The organism is uncultured Clostridium sp., from assembly GCF_900547735.1.
Lineage (GTDB): Bacteria > Bacillota > Clostridia > Lachnospirales > Lachnospiraceae > Otoolea.
This window is the reverse complement of sequence record NZ_URHZ01000089.1, coordinates 1-21,348: the sequence shown is the minus strand read 5'-3', so window position 1 is coordinate 21,348 and position 21,348 is coordinate 1. Positions and strand designations below refer to the sequence as shown.

The 21,348-nt window shown below is 49.4% G+C and carries 17 protein-coding genes and 1 riboswitch; of the genes, 3 read left to right on the top strand and 14 right to left on the bottom strand.

The genetic code is table 11. The features are described 5' to 3' along the window. Positions 1-73: 73 nt before the first annotated feature. From mfd to QZT18_RS20595, 5 genes are all read right to left on the bottom strand, one after another. Positions 74-3,601 carry a transcription-repair coupling factor gene (gene mfd, locus QZT18_RS20615; protein WP_294151009.1) on the bottom strand — a complete coding sequence of 1,176 codons (3,528 nt, stop codon included), beginning with the start codon at positions 3,599-3,601 and terminating at the stop codon, positions 74-76. A gap of 65 nt (positions 3,602-3,666) precedes the next feature. Next, entirely contained in the window at positions 3,667-4,281 is a 615-nt protein-coding gene (gene pth, locus QZT18_RS20610; protein ID WP_294151006.1) for an aminoacyl-tRNA hydrolase, read from the bottom strand. Positions 4,282-4,805: 524 nt separating this feature from the next. Next, positions 4,806-5,225 (bottom strand): hypothetical protein, encoded by a 420-nt coding sequence (locus QZT18_RS20605; RefSeq protein ID WP_294151004.1) that lies wholly within the window; start codon positions 5,223-5,225, stop codon positions 4,806-4,808. Positions 5,226-5,242: 17 nt separating this feature from the next. Then, complete coding sequence (locus QZT18_RS20600) at positions 5,243-5,866, bottom strand: DUF2625 family protein (RefSeq protein WP_294151002.1); 624 nt, start codon at positions 5,864-5,866, stop codon at positions 5,243-5,245. A 64-nt stretch (positions 5,867-5,930) separates the two neighbouring features. Then, the gene (locus tag QZT18_RS20595) at positions 5,931-6,503 is read right to left on the bottom strand and encodes a hypothetical protein (protein ID WP_294150997.1); all 573 of its coding nucleotides are present in this window, start codon (positions 6,501-6,503) and stop codon (positions 5,931-5,933) included. A 218-nt stretch (positions 6,504-6,721) separates the two neighbouring features. On the opposite strand from QZT18_RS20595, the gene QZT18_RS20590 reads away from it, so the two are divergent. Together QZT18_RS20590 and QZT18_RS20585 are read left to right on the top strand one after the other, a co-directional pair. Then, complete coding sequence (locus tag QZT18_RS20590; protein WP_294150996.1) at positions 6,722-7,297, top strand: hypothetical protein; 576 nt, start codon at positions 6,722-6,724, stop codon at positions 7,295-7,297. A gap of 46 nt (positions 7,298-7,343) precedes the next feature. Continuing rightward, positions 7,344-7,439: riboswitch (purine riboswitch) on the top strand. Between the two features lie 194 nt (positions 7,440-7,633). Beyond that, on the top strand, positions 7,634-9,037 hold the full coding sequence (locus QZT18_RS20585) for an NAD(P)/FAD-dependent oxidoreductase (protein ID WP_366925938.1): 1,404 nt from the start codon (positions 7,634-7,636) through the stop codon (positions 9,035-9,037). 56 nt (positions 9,038-9,093) lie between these two features. Here QZT18_RS20585 and QZT18_RS20580 read toward each other — a convergent pair whose 3' ends face one another. Beyond that, on the bottom strand, positions 9,094-10,299 hold the full coding sequence (locus QZT18_RS20580) for a cation:proton antiporter (RefSeq protein WP_294150992.1): 1,206 nt from the start codon (positions 10,297-10,299) through the stop codon (positions 9,094-9,096). Between the two features lie 116 nt (positions 10,300-10,415). Here QZT18_RS20580 and QZT18_RS20575 point away from each other — a divergent pair, with 116 nt between their 5' ends. Then, on the top strand, positions 10,416-11,138 hold the full coding sequence (locus tag QZT18_RS20575) for a Crp/Fnr family transcriptional regulator (protein WP_294150990.1): 723 nt from the start codon (positions 10,416-10,418) through the stop codon (positions 11,136-11,138). Between the two features lie 126 nt (positions 11,139-11,264). Here the strand turns inward: QZT18_RS20575 and QZT18_RS20570 are convergent, their stop codons facing one another. The 8 genes from QZT18_RS20570 to QZT18_RS20535 all read right to left on the bottom strand — a co-directional run bounded on the left by QZT18_RS20570 (position 11,265) and on the right by QZT18_RS20535 (position 21,138). Continuing rightward, positions 11,265-12,554 (bottom strand): S41 family peptidase, encoded by a 1,290-nt coding sequence (locus tag QZT18_RS20570; RefSeq protein WP_294150989.1) that lies wholly within the window; start codon positions 12,552-12,554, stop codon positions 11,265-11,267. A 17-nt stretch (positions 12,555-12,571) separates the two neighbouring features. Further along, the gene (locus QZT18_RS20565; RefSeq protein ID WP_294150987.1) at positions 12,572-13,777 is read right to left on the bottom strand and encodes a murein hydrolase activator EnvC; all 1,206 of its coding nucleotides are present in this window, start codon (positions 13,775-13,777) and stop codon (positions 12,572-12,574) included. Positions 13,778-13,875: 98 nt separating this feature from the next. Continuing rightward, the gene (ftsX, locus tag QZT18_RS20560; RefSeq protein WP_125143203.1) at positions 13,876-14,784 is read right to left on the bottom strand and encodes a permease-like cell division protein FtsX; all 909 of its coding nucleotides are present in this window, start codon (positions 14,782-14,784) and stop codon (positions 13,876-13,878) included. Beyond that, positions 14,774-15,460, bottom strand: coding sequence for a cell division ATP-binding protein FtsE (ftsE, locus tag QZT18_RS20555; RefSeq protein WP_294150985.1), 687 nt, complete (start codon positions 15,458-15,460; stop codon positions 14,774-14,776). Before ftsE ends, ftsX begins: the two co-directional genes overlap by 11 nt. A 251-nt stretch (positions 15,461-15,711) precedes the next feature. Continuing rightward, the gene (locus QZT18_RS20550) at positions 15,712-16,800 is read right to left on the bottom strand and encodes a CdaR family transcriptional regulator (protein ID WP_125143201.1); all 1,089 of its coding nucleotides are present in this window, start codon (positions 16,798-16,800) and stop codon (positions 15,712-15,714) included. Between the two features lie 239 nt (positions 16,801-17,039). Beyond that, positions 17,040-18,254 carry an FprA family A-type flavoprotein gene (locus QZT18_RS20545; protein WP_294150982.1) on the bottom strand — a complete coding sequence of 405 codons (1,215 nt, stop codon included), beginning with the start codon at positions 18,252-18,254 and terminating at the stop codon, positions 17,040-17,042. A gap of 104 nt (positions 18,255-18,358) precedes the next feature. Next, on the bottom strand, positions 18,359-20,275 hold the full coding sequence (locus QZT18_RS20540; protein WP_294150978.1) for an acyl-CoA dehydrogenase family protein: 1,917 nt from the start codon (positions 20,273-20,275) through the stop codon (positions 18,359-18,361). 437 nt (positions 20,276-20,712) lie between these two features. Then, on the bottom strand, positions 20,713-21,138 hold the full coding sequence (locus QZT18_RS20535; RefSeq protein WP_294150976.1) for an Rrf2 family transcriptional regulator: 426 nt from the start codon (positions 21,136-21,138) through the stop codon (positions 20,713-20,715). Positions 21,139-21,348 lie beyond the last annotated feature (210 nt).

The following is a 21,348-nucleotide window of genomic DNA, read 5'->3' as shown; positions in this document are numbered from 1 at the left end:
CCGGGACTGAAGACTCATAAATAACCTCCCACTCCCCCGTCCGCCGTCTTACAGAAGCGTCCTCGCATCTCAACTAAATCCCCATTTTTCCCAGCTCGCCGAGGATTTCCTCTGCCTTTTCCACCATGGCTGCGCAGTCTTTATTTTTACCCTTACGGTCCTGGTAGAAGAAGGACGGGATATCTCCTGTCCGGAGCGTCAGCGCGCCTTTATATTTGTCGATCAGCGCCGGTATTCCGGAAGTGTCGATTCGGGCATTTTTGTACATTTTGAGCGTAATCTCCTGGCGGTTGATATTGACCTCCGTCACTCCCGCCTGATGGGCCATTGCCTTTAACGCCGCGATCAGAAGAAGGTTTTCAACCGGCTTTGGTATATCGCCGAAACGGTCGATCAGTTCGTCCTGCATATCCATATACTCATCCTGGTTCTCAATACCTGAAATCCGTTTATAGATATCAAGCTTCTGGTATTCGTTCTTGATATAAGAGCCGGGAATGTAGGCGTCGATATCGCAGTCCACCACGGTTTCGAAACTTTCTTCCTCTTTCTGCCCCTTAAGCGCCAAGACCGCCTCATTCAAGAGCTTGCAGTACAGATCGTATCCGACCGCTTCCATGTGGCCGTGCTGCTCGGCGCCCAGTATGTTTCCGGCCCCGCGCAATTCCAGGTCGCGCATTGCAATCTTGATTCCGCTGCCCAGCTCGGTAAACTCACGGATGGCCTGAAGCCTCTTTTCCGCCTCCTCGCGCAGGAGTTTGTCGCGCCGGTACATCAAAAATGCGTAAGACGTCCGGTTGGAACGCCCAACGCGGCCTCTGATCTGATAAAGCTGGGAAAGTCCGAGCCGGTCGGCGTCATGGATGATAATCGTGTTGGCGTTGGGGATATCAAGTCCCGTCTCAATGATTGTCGTGGACACCAGTACATCGATATCACCGTTGACAAAGTCCAGCATAATCCGTTCCAGTTCGTGCTCATGCATCTGTCCGTGGGCAAAAATCACATTGGCCTCCGGCACCAGGGATGCCACATGATTTGTAATCTCATCGATGTTATTGACCCTGTTATATACATAATACACCTGTCCGCCCCTGGACAGTTCACGGTGGATGGCCTCACGTACCATCTCGTCGTTGTACTCCATCACATAGGTCTGGATGGGGAGACGGTCAACCGGAGGCTCTTCCAGCACGCTCATGTCACGGATTCCGATCAGGCTCATGTGGAGCGTTCTCGGAATCGGTGTCGCGGTCAGAGTCAGCACATCCACATTTTCCTTGAGCTGCTTGATTTTCTCTTTATGGGCCACGCCGAAGCGCTGTTCTTCATCTATGATAAGCAGTCCGAGGCTCTTGAAGACCACGTCCTTCGACAGCACGCGGTGCGTTCCAATCAGCACGTCGACAAAGCCCTTTTTCAGGTCCTCCAGCGTCCGCTTCTGTTCCGTGGCCGTCCTGAAGCGCGACATCATGTCGACCCTGACCGGGAAGTCCTTCATACGCTGCACAAAGGTGTTATAATGCTGCTGGGCAAGGATAGTCGTGGGAACCAGGTAAACGACCTGCTTTCCCTCCTGGATTGCCTTAAAAGCGGCCCTGAGGGCTATCTCGGTCTTTCCGTACCCCACGTCGCCGCAGATCAGGCGGTCCATGATTTTTCTGCTCTCCATGTCTTTTTTCGTGGAATCGATTGCATCGAGCTGATCCTCCGTCTCCTCAAAGGGGAACATCTCCTCGAATTCCCTCTGCCAGACCGTGTCGGGTCCATACTGGAATCCCTCGCTCTGCTGCCTGGCTGCGTAAAGCTCCACCAGCTCCTTTGCAATCTCCTTTACGGCTCCCCTGACCTTGGTCTTGGTCTTATTCCACTCCGTGCCGCCCAGCTTGTTGAGCTTCGGCTGTTTGGCGTCGGCGCCCGCATATTTCTGGATTCCCTCCAGCCTGGTGGCAGGGAGATAGAGGTTGCCGCCGTCGCGGTATTCGATTTTGATATAATCCTTTACAATCTTGTCCTGCTCTATCTTTTCAATGCCGCGGTAGATTCCGAGTCCGTGGCTCTCATGGACCACGTAGTCGCCCACGGCCAGTTCGGAGAAGCTCTGGATCTTTTTCCCCTGGTAAGCGGTCTTTTTCCTCTTCTTTTTCTGGCGCACCCCGCCGAACATGTCGCCTTCCGTGATCACGACAAACTTGATCAGCGGATATTCAAACCCCCTGTGCAGGTTTCCGTACGTCACCATAATCTCGCCCGGCTGCACCTGGGTCTGGCCCTCGTCGGGACAGAATGCCCGCAAATCATACTCTCTCAGATCGCCGGCCAGACGGCTGGCCCTTGTCCTGGAACCCGAAAGCAGGATTACCCTGTATTTCTCTTTCTTCCATTTTGTCAGGTCTTTGATCAGGAGATCGAAGCCGTTCTGATAGGAATTTACACTTTTGACGGTCATACCGTATTTCTTTTTCACGGTAATGCCGGGAAGTTTCTGTTCAAGCCCCAGCATCAGAAGCGTTCTTCCGCCGATAGCCATCGCAAGGACCGCCTTGGCGGAATACATAAAGTCCGCCTGTCCCGGAAGAAGATAACCGTTCTCCAGCCTGTGGGTCATGCTCTCCCTGAATTCTTCCTCCACAACCTCCGCTTTTTCTTTCAGCCGGAGCGGTTCATCTATGAACACGGTCAGTCCGTCGGCCGGAAAATATTTCAGGAAGGACACGGTTTCCGAACAGAAATAACGGATAAAGCTGCCGAGGCCGTGGACTCTCCATCCCTCTCGCAGTCCCTCCGAAAGCTCACCAATCACCGATTCGATCCGGTGCGCCTCCTCGGTTTTCATCTGCTCCCGCAGAGTCTTAACGTACTTTGTCTTCTCCTTCTCTATCCTGGCGATTCCGGCTTCCGCCTCTTTTTTGGTAAGAACCAGTTCCGTGGCCGGATAAAGCACGGCCTCCTCAAGCTGTTCCACCGACCTCTGGCTCTCCGGATCAAAGGTACGGATGGAGTCCACCTCATCCCCCCAGAGTTCGATCCTGAAGGGAAGTTCCTCCGTCAGAGGGAAAATATCGATGATTCCTCCCCTTACAGAGAACTGCCCCATTCCGTCTACCTGGGCCACCCTCTCATATCCCATTCCGGCAAGGGACAGCTTTAGCGCATCCACATCAAGGGCCTCCCCGCTGCCGATTGTGATACACTGTTTTTTCAGGTTTTCCAGGGGAAGCAGGTGATCCATCAGGCCGTCCACGGTCGTGATGATGACGCCTTTCTCCTCCTCCGCCAGGTGTTTCATCACCTGCATCCTCTGCCTGGTCAGCAGGTTTCCGTGAATATCGGAACTGTAAAACAGGAGATCCCTGGACGGATATAAAAACACATCGGAAGAAAAACATCTGTAATCTTCGTAAAGCTCCTTGGCCCTCTGATCATCATACGTGACAATCAGTTTCCATGGAATCGGCTTCGTCAGCTCCGATATCAGATGCGCCTTCTGTGAGTCCATACAGCCGCTTACCAAAAGCGGCCCCTGTCCCCTCTCCAGATCCCGGTTCATGTCCCCAAATTCAATTAATTCTTCCAGTGGATTTGCAAAAATGCTTTCCATTTGATTCCCCGCTCTTTCTATCTATACAGAAACGGCCTTTTTGCCGTTTGTATGCATCATTGATTTCACGCCTTTGTCTGCTCTTCGGGCTGCTTTGTCTCTTTCTTCGGGGCTCTGGCCGATCCGTTAAAACGGTTCATCGCCGTGTCAATCCCCTCGTTCATCATGGAAACAGCCGCCGCCGCCCCGTCACTAAACGCCTGCTCCATCTCCTCTTTTTCTTCCTTCGGGAAACGGCTCAGCACATAGTCGGCCAGATCCATCCTGGGCGGCTTTTCCCCGACCCCGATACGGATCCTCGGAAACTCCTGCGTTCCCAGATGGGCGATAATATTCTTGATACCATTATGCCCGCCTGCGCTGCCTTTTTTCCTGATTCTGATTTGTCCCGGTTCCAGGCTGATGTCGTCGTAAATCACAATAAATTCCGACGGCTCCGTCTTATAATAATCCATCACGGAGCGGATACTCTCTCCGCTCAGGTTCATATAAGTCTGCGGCTTTACCAGTATCACCTTATTTCCCTCAATCATTCCTTTTCCTATCAGGGCCTTGTGTGCTTTTTCCCTGATATCGATCTGATACCGGTCGGCCAGTGTTTCCAGAGTCATAAATCCCACATTGTGCCTGCTGCCGTCATACTCTTTTCCCGGATTTCCGAGTCCTGCTATAATATACATATGATAAATTCTCCTTTATACGATCAAATTTATGTGATTCTGTTTTTAATATCGTCTTTTGTCCGGCTGATATGTCCCAGGTATTTGCGGACAGACACGCCTTAAAGCGTTAGATTTCCTCCACTGGGAATCTAACGCTGTGTTTAGCCATTTTAACAGGTTTTTTGGGGGATGTAAAGGGTGGTGGTGGAAAAATGAGTCGCGGGTGATGGGATGGCGTGCGGGGTGGCGAGGTTCGGTGGAATGTCTTCAGTCCTGCCGAGTGGATCGCAAAGGGGGAATCCGGAGGAAAAAATTCCTTCGGGGACTCGCTTGCGCTTATGGAGTGCGCAGCGGATGCTAAGCTCGTTTCACTCGCTAAGCACCGGCGGACTCCAAGGTCCCCTGCGGAAAGTTTTCCTCCTCCTTCCCCGGGTAGTAAGTCACATCGGACTGAAGACCGGGATCGGATCGGCCCGTACGCCATCCGGACGCCGGCTGGTTGAACTCTTTTTTCGGGGGAGGGAGGAAGGACGGAAAAGGCGTTATTGGAGGGTTAGGGGTTGGGAAAGGGAGGCGCACCATTTTGTAAAAAATTGGGTTTGGTCTTCTGTTGTGGGGAAGGTGGATTGGTCTGAGTAGGTCCAGAGGCTTATGATGTCTTTTTTGAGGGCTTGCTTTCCCGGTTTTACGAGGTATATTTTTTCGCACGCTCCCATCATGCCTGACTGGACGGCGTTAATTTGGGAGCCGGCACATTTTAGGCCGTAGCCTGCCTGTAACAGGGCGTCACGGAGTTTTTGGTAGGCCGGGAAATATGCATAGTCTGATTTTGATATGGGTTGGCCGTTTAATTGGATTGTTAAGATGATTTCTTCACTTGTTTCGGCTTCGTCGGCCTCTATTTGCAGTTGTGTTTCTTTCATGGTCTTTAATTCGACTGCTGTTATGCTGTATTTTTCCATAAGATTCCTGCTCCGTTTCACTTTTTTTGTACGGTTGTTACTCTGTCTGTTTCGTTTTTGACGCTGAGCTGTTGTAAAAAATCGAATTCAAGGCAGATTATTTCTTCTATGGGAAGAATTTCCCGTTTCCGGCTTTCAAGGCTCTCTGCGTCTGCCCACAGGAACGGATAAAAGGCGATTCCCTTATCATAGTTAAGACCTGCGAGCTCTTTTTTCCAGTTTGCCCAGCGGTAATCGATATAAAAGGTATCCGTGTCCCCATGGAGACACCAGTATAAAAACTGACCCATCCCGATTTCCATGTCTTCTAATTCCAGGGTATCCGGCGCGAAATAGCCGATGCCGCCATGTTCCAGACAGATGAACAGACCGCCCAGCACATCTTCCGCTATCACTGTTTCTTCAAATGGAAACAGGCTGTTCCTTGTCACAAAGTCGACCGGGCCCGTGCCGTATAAGCGCAGCCAGTTCTCGATTATGATTCCCCCCGTGTTTTCAAGAATTGTGCCTATCAGGCTTTGGGAATTGATTTGGTATGTTTTTTTATACTGCTCTCTTATGCGGGGATCGCTTGGGAGAACTTCTATTTCTTTTGTTGAACGTTTTATATCATCCAATATTTTTTGAAACTTTTCATCCATTGTTTTTGCCGTCCTTATTTTTATTACTCTGGGATGTAAGTTGTTCCGCATCCGCAACAGGGCGTTATATGTTTAATAATTCCCTGCATATAAAATCCATCAGTCCTGTTTTTATCAGCAAAAGTGCCATTACGGCTGCATATGGCAAAACGGACAGGCGCTTTTTTGCCGTTCCGGGAACAAAAAGCAACAGGCAGATTATCATACTCAGATATGCGATGAAAAGTAAATTGTTTTCACTGCCGGTTACATACCACTCTGCAAATATCACTGCGATTGGCAGGGCCCCAAGGATGGCCGCGGCCCGATTTCTTTCGTTTGAAAACCATATGATAAATGCACAAAAGGGAGAAATAAGTGATATGGATCCCCATAATATCATCTGCGATTTTGGATAGAAACCGAGAAATAAAACCGTGTATAAATAATATGTCAAAAGCATTGATGCAAAAAAGCCGAATGCCCTGACCGCCGCGTATGCCGGCGTATCGGAACGGACTGTCAGTAATGTCGCTGCAAAAATCCATATGCCGAACCTGCCGCCTATATCATCCAGTACAGGCAGTTTCCATGTAACCTCCGGCACATCTACCAGTTTTGCGGCCAATCCCAGTATGATGCCGCTTATAATTGCCACAATAACGGATTGATAGCTGATTCTCTTTTGAATAACCGTCTGCCTCCTTCAAAGAAATTGATGTTTGGTCCAATCGGCATAAGCCGCCTCCTGGTTAAGATAATATTAGCTCTCATCCCGGAAATTGGCAAGAAAATAAGATCTGGTTGTAAAAAGAAGTAATATCAAGTTGATTGGGAATATGATAAAATAAATAAAATGAAACTGGAGGCGTAAGTATGAAGAAATCAAAGCAGTGGTCTGTTCCTCTTTCCTCACTAATCTGTATATGGCTCTTTTTATTTCTGTGGATCCCTCCGTTCTCCATGGTTATCTTTTCCGCTCTGTCCGTACTCGACTGGCTTACGGGACTTACTTCCATTCTTAAGCAGTTTGATTCCCTGACGCTTGAATATGCGCCGCCCTTTTTCTATGCAGCGCTTGCCGGTGGACTTATACTGAATTTAATCAATTCCATCCGTCTGCTGAACCGGCAAAAATTTGAAACAATACAGGAACTGATGATCATGATCCGCGGTCTGTCTATCATTACCTATCCGGCGTTATTATGGGGCACCCTTTGCAGCATACTTTTTTTAATGGGACCGGAAAGGAATGTCCATATTTTTCTTTTAATTTTATTATCCCTGCCCGCACTCAATTTACTCGGCCTTTTTTATGCCGTACCATTGATTCTCCAATTAAAGAAAGAGCATAAAACAGGACTGCCCGGCACTGTCTTTTACCTTATTTTCTCGTGTATCATAGGTTTCGATATTGTGACGGCATTTTTAATACAAAAAAAGAGGAAATAGCAGGAATTATCCCTCTAAAACCACTTGCCCTCTCCCCCTGATTATGGTAGAATTCAAGTGTTGTGCTTATATAAGTTCATGATTGGTTGAACGTTTCTACCAGCTACCGGAATAGTTGACTATAGGCGACAGCTTTACTGTCGTATCTTACTTCCGCGGTTGGTTTTTTTTGTGTTATGGAAATTATGATGAAAGACAGCCTGCCGCGGGCTGGGAGTCCCGTAATACAGGATTCCGTGTTACGATTCACAGCCCTGCAAAAGCCAGTGGTTCTGCGGACAGTAACACTTCTGTTCTTAGCTTAAACAACGAAAAGGGGGCAACATTATGGACACAATGAATCAGGCAGACGTAATTATCATCGGTGCCGGCCCGTCGGGCATCTTCTGTGCATACGAATTAATCAAGGCAAAACCTGATATGAAGATACTGATGATTGAAAAGGGAAGACCAATCGAAAAGAGAGTCTGTCCAAAACGTAAAACAAAGGTATGCGTGGGCTGCAAGCCCTGCTCCATCACCACCGGCTTTGCAGGCGCCGGAGCATTCTCCGACGGTAAGCTTTCCCTGTCACCCGACGTGGGCGGTAATCTTCCGGAGATTCTGGGGTATGACAAGGCTCTGGAGCTTATACGGGAATCCGACGATATTTACCTGAAATTCGGTGCCGATGAGAACGTATACGGCGTCGACAAACAGAAAGAGATTCAGGAAATAAGGCGTAAGGCCATCACCGCCAACTTAAAACTGATCGAATGCCCAATCCGCCATCTGGGTACGGAGGAAGGCTACAAAATATATACCCGTCTTCAGGAACACCTGATGAAACAGGGCGTACATATGCTTTTCAACACCATGGTCAATGATATCATCATCGAGGACGGCGTTGCCAAAGCCGTTGTCACGGACGGCAATGAGACGTATTACGCCGGTGAAATCATCTCCGCCATCGGCCGTGAGGGTTCGGACTGGTTCAGCCACATCTGCGGCCGCCACGGCATTGATACGGAGGTTGGAACCGTTGATATCGGCGTCAGGGTGGAAGTCCGCGACGAGGTTATGGAATTCCTGAACAAGAACCTCTACGAGGCAAAGCTCGTTTACTATACGCCTACCTTTGACGACAAGGTGCGCACCTTCTGCACCAACCCGTCGGGCGAGGTGGCGACCGAGTATTATGAGAACGGTCTTGCGGTCGTAAACGGCCATGCCTATAAATCCAGGGAATATAAAACGAATAACACGAATTTTGCGCTGCTGGTATCCAAGAATTTCACCAAGCCGTTCAAGACTCCCATCGAGTACGGCAAACACATCGCCCAGCTCAGCAACATGCTCTGCGACGGCAAAATCCTGGTACAGACCTTCGGTGATTTCCAGAGAGGAAGGAGAACGACGGAGGAGCGCCTCTGCCGCAATAACCTGATACCGACATTAAAAGATGCGGTCCCGGGAGATCTTTCCTTAGTTCTTCCGCACCGCATTATGGTTGATATAAAAGAAATGATTCTGGCTCTCGACAAAGTCACGCCCGGCATCGCCAGCGATGAAACGCTCCTCTACGGCGTAGAAGTCAAATTCTATTCCAACAAGGTAGTTGTCAACACCGATTTCGAGACCAGCATACGCGGCCTTCGCGCCATCGGCGACGGAGCTTCCGTCACCCGCGGCCTCCAGCAGGCGTCTGCCAACGGAATCAGCGTTGCCAGAAGTATCCTCAAAAAAATGGACGCCAAATAATCAATACACTGACGCGGGCCGGAAAACATTTTCCGGCCCGTACAAATTGAAACCGCTTAAGCGGCCCGCCGCAGACGGAGAATTCCCCGGGCTGCACTCTTACTTGAATAAAGCACTTTCAATATAACGGGCGTGACAATCGATGAAATGATAATCAGGATAATCACCGATGTAAAGTAAACCGAACTGAGCAGTCCCACCGCCAGGCCCTTCTGGGCCACGATAAGCGCCACTTCCCCTCTCGTCATCATGCCGACTCCTATCTTCAGAGAATCATCCCCGGAAAACCCGCATATCCTTGCCATCGTCCCGCAGCCCACAATTTTAGTAACCAGGGCAACGGCAACAAAGGCAGCCGAGAAAATCATAATCTCAGGCGTTATGTTCCCCACGTTTGTCTTAAGACCGATGCTGGCAAAAAATACCGGCCCGAACAGCATATAGGAGTTGATATCCATCTTGCTTGCAATATAGTCCGAATCATTCAGGGAACAGAGTACGATTCCCGCCGCATAGGCCCCTGTGATATCGGCAATGCCGAAATACGTCTCCGCCACATAGGACAGGAAAAGACAGAATGCCAGTCCCAGAATCGGAATGCGTCTTGTATGCGGATACCTTGCATCCAGCCATTTAAACACCTTATAGAACACAAAACCGCTGACTCCTGCAAACAGGAAGAACAGCACGGTATTGATAATAACAGCCGCCGGGCTGCTCTGCGGATCCCTGAATCCGATGACAAAGGTGAGTACAATAATTCCAATCACATCATCGATAATAGCCGCACCCATGATGGCCGTTCCCGTTTTCCCTTTCAGCTTCCCAAGCTCCCTGAGGGATTCCACCGTGATACTTACCGATGTGGCCGTCATGATCACCCCGATAAATACCGCCCTGTAAAATTCCTCCGACCCCAATGGGGAAACTCCGTAAAAAATCATATAGAGCAGCGTCCCTCCAATCAGAGGCACCGCAACGCCCGCACACGCGATCAAAAAAGCCACCGGCCCGGTTTTAACCAGGTCGCGCAGGTTTGTCTCAAGTCCTGCCGAAAACATAAGCAGCACTACGCCTATCTCCGCCATCATCCCGAGAAATTCGCTCTGTTTAACGATTCCCAGCACTCCCGGCCCGATAAGAAGCCCTGCCACAATAACCCCTGCCACCTGCGGCGCATGCAGCTTCCTCGCCGCAATCCCACAGAATTTTGCCGCAACCAGTATTACGGCCAGATCTCTGAATACTTCCACTGAACTCATCTTGTCCCCTCCTGCTGTTCCATTGCCCAACGATTATAAATTTTATCACTTTTCTTGCAGTTTACTGTTGCCGCAGCAACATATAAGAGATAAAATAAAGGGAAAAGGAGGGAATTATGATGGATACATCGGCAGACGAACTTTACCTGTTACAGAACCATCCGCTTTTCAAAGGGATAGACGTGGGCGGTTTAGACCAGCTTTCCAACTGCTTTTCATTCCGTTTTGCCAATTTTTATAAAGATGAATATCTGGTGCTGGAAGGCGATCCCGTCACCTGCGTGGGGCTGATCCTCTCCGGCACTGTGCTGATGGAAAAAAGTGATTTGCAGGGCAACAACTTTTTTCTCACTGAGATACGGAAAAACGAGCTGTTCGGCGATGCCTTCATCGGGAGCCGGGTACAGAGCAGCACCGTCAATTACAGGGCCATGACGGACTGCCACGTCCTTCTGTTCCAGTACCGGGATCCGAGAACCTTCTGCCGCAGGAACTGCCGCTGTCATCTGGTCTTCTCGGAAAACCTGATGTATCTTCTGGCGCTCAAGACCAGGACCTTCCTCGCAAAGGTAGAGATCCTCTCCACCCGCTCCCTCCGCGGCCGGATTCTGCGTTTTCTCCATATCGTGGAGGAATATCCCGATATCATCGGCCTGCGCGGCGACAGAAAACAGGAAAGAAAGCTCAAAAAAAACCAGGTATTCGTGCCGCTCACTCATACCGAGCTGGCAGAATACCTGGGTGTCAACCGGAGCGCCCTGGTCCGGGAGCTGGGGCGGATGAAGCAGGACAACCTGCTCACCTGGGATAAACACGTTTATACGCTTATCTCTCCCTAAACTCCTGATAGCTTCCAGAATACACTTCCGGTTCTGTTACTGTTCACACCCCAGCTAAAAGAAGCTGTGCTGCGAACAATAACACGCTTCGCGGAATACTGCCTGTGAACAGTAACCCGGTTCTGTCTATTTTCCTTCTAATATGCCGATTGCTTCCTGAAGCTGGTTATCCATCTCTTCGGGGAGAACCGGCATCTTTGCCGCTTCCTCATCCAGCTCCACTTCCACATCGGGAGTAATGCCCTTGCCGTGGATATCGAGTCCGCTCGGCGTGTAGTAGTGGTTGGTCGTCAGTTTTACCGCACTTCCGTCGGAGAGAGGGAACAAGGTCTGAACGATTCCCTTGCCGAAGGTCTGGGTTCCAACGATGGTAGCCGCCTCATAATCCTTAAGCGCGCCGGTAAACACCTCGGAGGCGCTGGCGGAATTACCGTTTACAAGGACTGCGATCGGAATATCCAGACTGTGTCCGTCCTCCGCATTATAGACTTCCTCCGCGCCGTTTTTATCGGCTACGGTCAGGATGCGTCCCTTATCTTCCAGGATATAGTCGGCCATGGAAACTACGGTATTTAATTCACCGCCGGGGTTATTTCTCAGGTCCACGATCATCTTCTTCATTCCCTGGGAGGTCAGTTCCTCGATCTTGCCCTTAAACTGGGCGTCCGTAACCTTGTCAAACTCGATCACGGAGATATAGCCGATTTCGTCGGATAACATCTTGCCGCTGACCGTCTGAACGTCCACCGGCTTTCTCGTTACGGTGAGATCAACGTATTCATTTTCCTCTTCCCGGTAAACGGTGATACTTACATCCGTGCCTTCCTCACCCTTGATGTAGTTGTTGACCATAATGGTGAGATCCATGCCCGTTACTTCCGTATCGCCCACGGCAAATATCACATCGCCTGGACGGATTCCCGCCTTCTCGGCAGGGCTGTCTTCAAACACGCGGATGATCGTCGAGATTCCCGTCTTCTGGTTCTGGGAAACCATGGCTCCGATACCGCAGTAGGAACCGTTCGTCTCATCCATAAAGCTGGCCAGCTCCTCGGGTGTGTAGTAAACCGCGTAGGGATCGTTCAGTCCGTAGAGAAAACCGCTGTAGATACCGGATTCCTCTTTTCCCACTTCTATCTTGTCTTCAAACAGATATTTCTTGTCAATGAGCGACTGAAGCTCGCCAATCTTACGGTTGACGCGTTCCATATCAATCTTTTCGTTGCCTGCCTGGCCGGCCGCATTGGCCTCGGCGCCGGAATTGCCCTGCTCCGCCTGGACCTGCACCTGGTTGTCGATCACACGCCGGCCGAACATATAAATACCGGCCGATGTTCCCACCGTCACAAGGCAGGCAAATGCCGTCACCAGGACGCCGACCATGACGCCTCTCCAGAATTTACTTCTATTATCCATCTCTAATGCCTCCTAATTTATGGGCTTACATACTTTGTCGGATTTACATAACTTCCATTCAGCCGGACGCCGAAATGCAGATGCGATCCGGTAGAATAGCCGGTGGAGCCAACCTTTGCAATGACCTGGCCCTGCTTTACCGTGTCACCGGCCGATACCAGCAGCTGGGAACAATGCATGTAAACGGTAGACACCCCGCCGCCATGATTCAGCATAATATAGTTCCCGGCAGAATAGCTGTATGTAGAAATTGTCACGGTTCCGTCGGCCGCCGCAATAATATTGCTTCCCGTCGGTGCGCCGATATCGATTCCCTGGTGGTTGGAAGATGCTCCCGCCGTCGGGGATTCCCTTCCGCCGAAGCCCGATGTAATCCTGCTGCTGGAAGGACATGGCCATATAAACTTAATATTCCCAATACTTACTGTATTATACTTCTGTCCCGCCGCCTCGGCTTTTTTCCTGGCTTCCTCTTCCTGTCTCTTAATCTCCGCCTCTATCTGCTTGATCTTGTCTTCCTGGGCCTTTATGTCTTTTTCATAAGCTTCCACCTGGGCCGTCTTGGTTCCAATCTGTGAATCCACCTTCTTAAGCTCGGCCGATTTCTCGTTTACCAGTGTTTCCACGGAATTTTTCTTGCTTGTCGTCTGCTCCTGCAGTGCGACCAGTTCCTGCTTTTCCCGTTCAAGCTGCGCCTTGTCTTCCGCGATGCCGTCCTTGATTCCGATGTACTGATTAAGCATCTTCCGGTCATACTCTGAAATCTTTGAGATGTACTCGGCTCTGTTTAAAAGTTCCGACATGGACTTGGACTGCAGAAGAAGATCGAGGTAACTGCTGTCGCCCTTCTCATACATGTACTTGATCCTTTTTTTCATGGCCTCGTACTGCTTCTTCTCCACCTCACCGGCCTCTTCAAGCTTTACCGTGGTTTCTTCAATATTCTTTCCTTTATCGCTGATGTTTGTTTCCAGCCTGCTTATCTCCGCATTCAGAGTTTCAAGCTGGGAGTCCAGCTTTCTCACATAGCTTTCCGTATTTGCCTTGAGAGATTCCAGTTCCTTTATGGCCTGCTCCGTCTTCTTTTTCTCCTCCTCGATGGAGGATATCTTTCCCTTGGCGCTGTCCACGTCTTTCTTGGATGCCCCATAGACGGGAACTACAGCCAGGGATGCCAGAAGAACGGCAATAACCGTTCTCTTTACTGCTGCATTATACCTCATCTTTTGCTCCTTATGCATGCAGTCCGGTTTCCGTATAAACAGCGGGATCGCCGGACTGTTACTCCTTATCTATCTTTCTTCTTTATCCATCTTTCTTCTTATACCTTCAGGTGTTTCCGTATGGTGAAGAAACTTCCGACGAATCCGATTCCCACGCCGAGCGCCACCGCCACTGCGATCATATACGGGAAAATCGTTTCGATCGGGATAAACTCAATGATGTTGGAAATGATGTTAAACTTCTCAATCATATATTCCACCGCATTCCTGTACAGGAAATATACGCTGAACAGCGGAATCGCCGCACCGGCAAAGCCGATAATGATACCTTCCACGACAAAGGGGGCGCGTATCATAAAGTTGGTGGCGCCGATCAGACGCATGATTTTATTCTCGTCTTTTCTGAAGGCCGCAGCCGTGGAGATCGTGTTGCTGATCAGGAAAACCGCCACCGCCAGAAGGATCGCGATGATCACGCCCGAGATAAGGCCCAGCATCTTGTTGAAATTGGATAGTCCCGAAGCCGTATCGTTGGAATAATTAACCTTCCTGATCCCCGGTATGGTATCCAGGTACGAAACCATCTTATCCTGATCCGCGATATCTTTCAGGTAAATCTCGTAAGAAGCCGAACCGGCCAGGGGATTGTCGTCCGCAAAACCTTCCGCCAGTTCCTCCACATCCTTAAAGTATTCCTTCTGGAATGTCTCCCAGGCCTCCTGTGCGGAGATGTATTTTGTCTCCTTTACCTCGCTCCTTGCGCCAATCTCTTTTCCAATCGCAAGAATGTCGGCCTCCGTCATATTCTCATCGAAAAACACCGAGATTCCCACCGTGGTTTCCGCATTTTTCACCATGTACTGCACATTCGCCACCAGGGCAAAAAACATGCAGAATAAAAAAATACACGCAGAAATAATCGCCGTTGACGCCAGCGAAAACCATATATTCCTGCATATATTCCTCATACCTTCTTTCAGGCAATATGCAAATGTACTAAGCCTCATATCCTATACCGCCTTTTATTTCATCTTCCGCCACGACACCGCGGTCCAGCGTGATTACACGTTTCCCCATTCTGTTCACAATCTCCTGGCTGTGGGTGACAACGACTACCGTCGTCCCCCTGCAGTTGATCTCTTCCAGAAGCTTCATAATTTCCATGGAGTTCTGGGCATCCAGATTACCGGTCGGCTCGTCGGCCAGCAGGACCTCGGGAGAATTAATTAATGCCCTGGCTATCGCCACCCTCTGCTGTTCACCGCCCGAAAGCTGGTTGGGAAATGATTTGTATTTTGATGAAAGGCCTACCAGTCTCAGCATCTCGGGAACCGACTCTTTGATGGTCCTCGTCGGCACTCCGATCACCCGCTGGGCAAACGCTACATTCTCATACACGGTCTTATCTTTCAGCAGGCGGAAATCCTGGAAGACCACTCCCAGACGCCTCCTGTATTTGGGAACATATCTTCTGGGCATCTTTCCCAGATCCATGTCGTTCACCACAATTTTTCCCGATGTCGGCTCCACCTCTTTTAAGAGCAGCTTCATCAGGGTGGACTTGCCGGAACCGCTCCGTCCCATAATGAAAACAAATTCACCGTCCTGGATCATGATATTGATGTTTTTTAAAGCCCTGTTCCCCGCTTTGTATGTTTTGTTGAGATTTGTTATCTCTATCATCTCTCTCGTATCCCTCAATTACAGAATTGCTGCGGCACAGGCACGTAACCCATACCACAGCATTCCCTTTTTCCCTCTTTTAAATTTTAGTAATTGTTCAGGACGGCTCATCTTCTTGACCGAAGAAGCCGGTCAAGAAGCATCGGATGTTCATCCAATGTGAAAAACAGTGCAAAAACAGTCTTATAAGCAAGCTTAACGCCTGCCTTTGCACTGTTTTTCCCGCCGTCCTGAACTGTTACAAATTTTCTTTAATAATCAAGATTCTCCATGTATTTCATGTACTTGACTACCATGAGTGCAATCTTAAAGGTAATGGCATCTTCAAATACTCTCAGATCCAGTCCCGTGCTCTTCTGAAGTTTATCGAGACGGTATACCAGTGTGTTCCTGTGGATATAGAGCTGTCTGGACGTCTCCGATACATTTAAGCTGTTTTCAAAGAATTTGTTGATCGTGGTCAGAGTCTCTTCGTCAAAGTCATCGGGTGACTTGCCGTCGAAAATCTCCTTGATGAACATGCGGCACAGAGGCAGCGGGAGCTGATAGATCAACCGGCCGATACCCAGCTTGCTGTAAGCCACAACATTCTTGGTGCTGTAGAAAATCTTTCCTACGTCCAGAGCCATCTTGGCCTCCTTGTAGGAGCGTGAAACATCTTTGATCTCGTTGATGATCGTACCAAAGGCCACATTGACTCTTGTGAGGGCCTCCGTATTCAGCATATCCACGATCATGCTGGCCGTCTTCTCCAGGTCGTCGTAAGTCTCGCCCGGTTTTACTTCCTTGACCAGGATAATGTCCTTCTCATCCACCGCCGTGATAAAATCCTTCGTCTTTGTGGAGAAGAGGCTTCTCACCGTCTCAAGTGCGTTGACATCCTTTTCGTGCTGTGTCTCGATGATGAAAACGATTCTCTTGACATTGGTCTCGATGTGAAGTTTCTTCGCCCTGTTGTAGATATCCACTAACAGCAGGTTATCAAGAAGCAGGTTCTTGATAAAGTTATCCTTGTCGAATCTCTCCTTGTAAGCAACCAGCAGGTTCTGGATCTGGAACGCCGCCATCTTGCCTACCATGTAAACGTCGTCACTGCCGCCTCTGGCAAGCAGAATATATTCCAGTTGGTGTTCATCAAACACCTTAAAAAATTGATAGCCCTGAATTACCTGACTGTCCGCCGGAGAGTCTACGAAAGTCAAAATCGCGCTTTCATACTCCTCAGCACCGGTAAATGTAGACGCAAGCACTTTGCCTTCAGTATCGCAAATGCTTAAGTCCACTCTGGTAATACCCTTCAAACCCTCAATATTTGTCTGGAGTATCTGATTTGATATCATATCCTTCTCTCCTTTAATTTTATATTTTCCCTAATTACTATATTAATGCAAAACGAGGAAAAATAAAAGAGGGTGTCTGAAAAAAAATAAAATTTTCTTTTTTTCCACCATCTTTTCTGTGGCAGACGGTGCAGATCCGTCCGAAATCGAATAGAAAAGAATAAAATCAGCCCCCGGGGACCTGGGTTCCCAGCGGTTTTCCCGCTCATCACCCAACTCTCCAGGGACTGAAACTGTCTTTATTCTGCTTTATTCATTGATTCAATAATACCGTCTGCCAGCGCATCCAGCTCCGTCGCCTTATCGGCATGAAGAGCGGAGGCCAGAGAAAGTCTTTCATTTAAAACCGTCATGTTTTTAAGTTCGTCATCCACAAACTTCTGCATCAAATCACCGGATTTGCAGGCCCATGAACCGTTCTCGATGATGGCAATCGTTCTGTTCTGAAGGTTCAGCGCCTTCATATCCATCAGGAAATTGTGCATAACCGGATAGATTCCCAGATTGTAGGTAACGGACGCCAGCACCACATGGCTCAGGCGGAAAGTTTCCGAGATGAGCTGTGAAACGTGTGTGTTGGATACGTCGTACATGTGTACATTGGTCATTCCCTTTTCACAGAGCTTTGTAGCAAGTGCCTGTGCCGCCGCTTCCGTATTGCCGTACATGGATGCGTAGGCAATCAGAACGCCCTTTTCTTCCGGCTCGTAGCGGCTCCAGTGATCGTATTTGTCGATAAAGTATCCTAAATCGGAACGCCATACCGGACCGTGAAGCGGGCAAATCATCTTAATGTCGATGGTTCCGGCTTTCTTTAAAAGCGCCTGCACGTGAGGGCCGTATTTTCCAACAATATTGGTGAAATAGCGGCGTGCATCGTCAATCCAGTCTCTGTCGAAGTTCACTTCGTCGTTGAAAAGCTTTCCATCCAGGGCGCCGAAGGAACCGAATGCGTCGGCTGCAAACAGAACGCCGTTTGTCACATCAAAGGTTACCATAGCCTCAGGCCAGTGTACCATCGGGGCAAAGACAAAGGTTACCGTGTGCTTTCCAAAGGTCATTGTGTCGCCTTCATGGACTTCAATCAGCTCATGGCTGTCAACGTCAAAGCCGAACTGGCGCATCAGCATGAACGCCTTCTCCGTGCTGACAATCTTCACGTCCGGATTGCGCAGCAGAATCTCTTCGATGGATGCGCCATGGTCGGGCTCCATATGGTTGATTACAAGGTAATCAAGAGGTTTTCCACCCAGCAGGTGATCCATATTTTCCAGAAGCTGGCGGCATGCCGACCAGTCAACCGTGTCAAATAATACGCTCTTCTCATCGAGCAGCAGGTACGCATTATAGGAAACTCCCCTTGGAATGGGATGTATATTTTCAAACAGGGCCAGACGGTGGTCATTGGCTCCAACCCAATATAAATCTTCTGTTACATTTCTTACACAATACATAAAGTGACTCTCCTTTCGTTACTGTTCACAGGTGATGTGCCCGGTAAGACAGGGCACTGCTTTGCGAGGTGTTTTCGTGCATCTCTTTCCAAAATTCCCGAGTTTTACGCCTCGATAAACATATCTTTTCCTTCTGCACATTCCGGGCAGACCCAGTCTTCCGGAAGTTTCTCAAACAGTGTTCCCGGAGCAATATCATTGTCAGGATCGCCTTCCGACGGATTATATTCATAACCGCAGCCTCCGCAGACATATGTCTTGCCGATCGGTTTTTCCTTCGGCATCTGAGGACGTTTCATCTTGATCATCGGCGGTGCCGGCTCCTTGGCCTTTCCGTTGTCAAGCGCAGCCGTCAGAAGCGGAAGAATCTCCATCACATCCCCGACAATTCCATAGTCGCAGTTTTTAAAGATTGGCGCGTTTGCATTCTTATTGATTGCTACAATAATGGATGCGTCCTTAATTCCCTTTAAGTGCTGTGTCGCACCTGAGATACCGCAGGCAATGTAAAGATTTCCTGTAAATTTCTGTCCCGACATTCCGACATACCGGTTGAGCGGCACATATTTAAGTGTCTCTGCCACCGGACGTGAGGAACCAATTGCGGCTCCTGCCTGGACAGCCAGCGCTTCAATCAGCTTCATGTTCTTCTTGTCGCCGATTCCTTTTCCTGCGGACACAACTCTCTCTGCCTGAGGAATCGGTGTGTCTAACGGGATTCCCACCGTAAAATCAAAGCCGTCTTTTTTCAGGGCTGCCACAAGGGTGTCTACCTTCTCCTGCGCCTTTCCATCTTTCAGGATCTGTTTCTTTCTGAGTCCTGTAATCGGAGCTGCCTTTTTTACCAGCTTGGCTCCCCCGCCGCCGGATTCCTTCGGCATCTTGCCGATGATATGGGAAGCGATAACCACTCTCTGGATTTCGTTGGTTCCCTCATAGATTGTAGTGATTTTCGCATCGCGGTAAGCGCGTTCCACTTCCATTCCCTTCAGATAGCCGCTGCCGCCGAAGATCTGGAGTGCGTCGTTTGTAACCTCAAGAGCAATGTCGGAGGCATACTGTTTTGCCATTGCAGATTCCATTCCGTACGGCGCATGGTGCTCTTTCAGCTCTGCGGAGCTGTAAATCAGGAACCGTGCGCAGCGCAGCTTTGTGGCCATATCGGCCAGTTTAAAGGAAACAATCTGCTGCTGGCAGATAGGTTTGCCGAACTGGATTCTCTCTTTTGAGTATTCCAGTGCATTCTCATAAGCTCCCTGGGCAATGCCGAGCGCCTGGGCTGCAATTCCGATACGTCCGCCGTCCAGTGTCGCCATCGCGATCTTGAATCCCTCTCCCTCTTTGCCGAGAAGGTTTTCCTTCGGAACTTTTACATCGTTAAAAATCAGTTCTGCCGTTGAGGAGGAACGGATACCCATCTTGTCATAATGATCTCCGAACTCAAACCCTTCCCAGCCCTTTTCTACGATAAAAGCGGAAATGCCTCTTGTTCCGATATCGGGTGTCGTCACTGCAAACACCACATATGTATCTGCCTTCGGCGCATTGGTGATAAAAATCTTGCCGCCGTTTAACAGGTAATAGTTACCTTTTAAAACTGCCGTCGTCTCTGTTCCGCCCGCATCTGAACCGGCGTTCGGCTCCGTCAGGCCAAAAGCTCCAATCTTCTCACCCTTTGCCAGGGGAACCAGATATTTCTGTTTCTGCTCTTCCGTACCGAATGCAAAAATCGGCCAGGATCCCAGTGATACGTGTGCGGAAAGTATAACGCCTGCGCCGCCGTCCACTCTTGCGAGTTCCTCTACCGCAATCGCATAGCTTAAGACATCTTTACCGGCTCCGCCGTACTCTTTGGGATATGGAATACCCATCAGGCCCATTTTCCCAAGTTTCTCCACGGCTTCCGCCGGAAATTCATTGTTCTGATCGAGAAGAAACGCCTGCGGCTTAATCTCAGCCTCCGCGAATTCCCGGATTTTCCTGCGAATCTCCTCATGTTCCTGTGTCGTTGTAAACAGCATATGATTTCCTCCTTCTCCTTTTTGGTTTTAATCATGCATCATCTATCTGTTACCGCCTTATCTTGGGCAGGTAATATCTGGTTCAGAGTTACGGTTCAATCCGTGTACAGTAATTCACTCCGTGTACAGTAACACGCTTCGCGGGATGTTACCTGTGAACAGTAACGTTTCCGGTAATTCTACGCCGCTTTTTCAAACAACGTAAAGCACGCTTCGCGAACCTTTCATTGCCCCTCAACGGGACCGCCTGTTGAAAATCCCGCAGCAGCCCGGACGCAGGGCCAAACCGTATCAAGATCTCTAATATTGTATGATGGAAACTGTTTTTTATACTTGACAATTTTTATCCACTTTGTCCTTTAAAGAATTCCGCCATCTGATTTTCCGTCAGCGGCGGTACTGTTTTGTCATGTATGAATCTTTCAATTGTGCTTTCGTTACACTTCTCCGCTTTCCTCATCCCCCTGTAAAATCCAGTAAAGACTTCTCGAACGGAATTCCTGGTCTATGGCATGCTGTACCTTGGCAAGCTGCATGTGAATCCTGCACGGCGCCCCATACTTACCGCGCCACTCACACTCATATCCCGGTGCCATACAGGAAGTCAGACGGGCATTCGTCTCCACCGCGTCAATCAGGTCATAGAGTGTCATCGCATTAAGGTCACAATCCAGCCGGCAGCCTCCGCTCGCTCCTCTTGTAATCTGCACAAATCCCGCTTTCTCAAGCTTCTTGAGAATCTTATATGCAAACTTCTGAGGCAGGCTCTCTCTCTCGGCAAGCTCTCCCACGGTGTGGCTTTCGCCGCTTAAAAGGGTGCGGAGTATACGCAGTGCATAGTCGGTCTCTCTTGTTATCAGCAAGTTCTGCGCCTCCCTTTCTTATCTGTCTCTACTATACCAATGTTGACAATTTTTGTCAAGTAATATTTCAGGATTTATGTTGAGAAATGAGAACGCCGCCGGGACGGCCGGGGGGCGGGATGGTGAGGGGGAGGTTGTGATTCTTCAGTCCCGGGTTGCAGGTTGTCGCGGGTGGGGAATCCGGGCAGAAAAAGTTCCTTCGGGAAACGC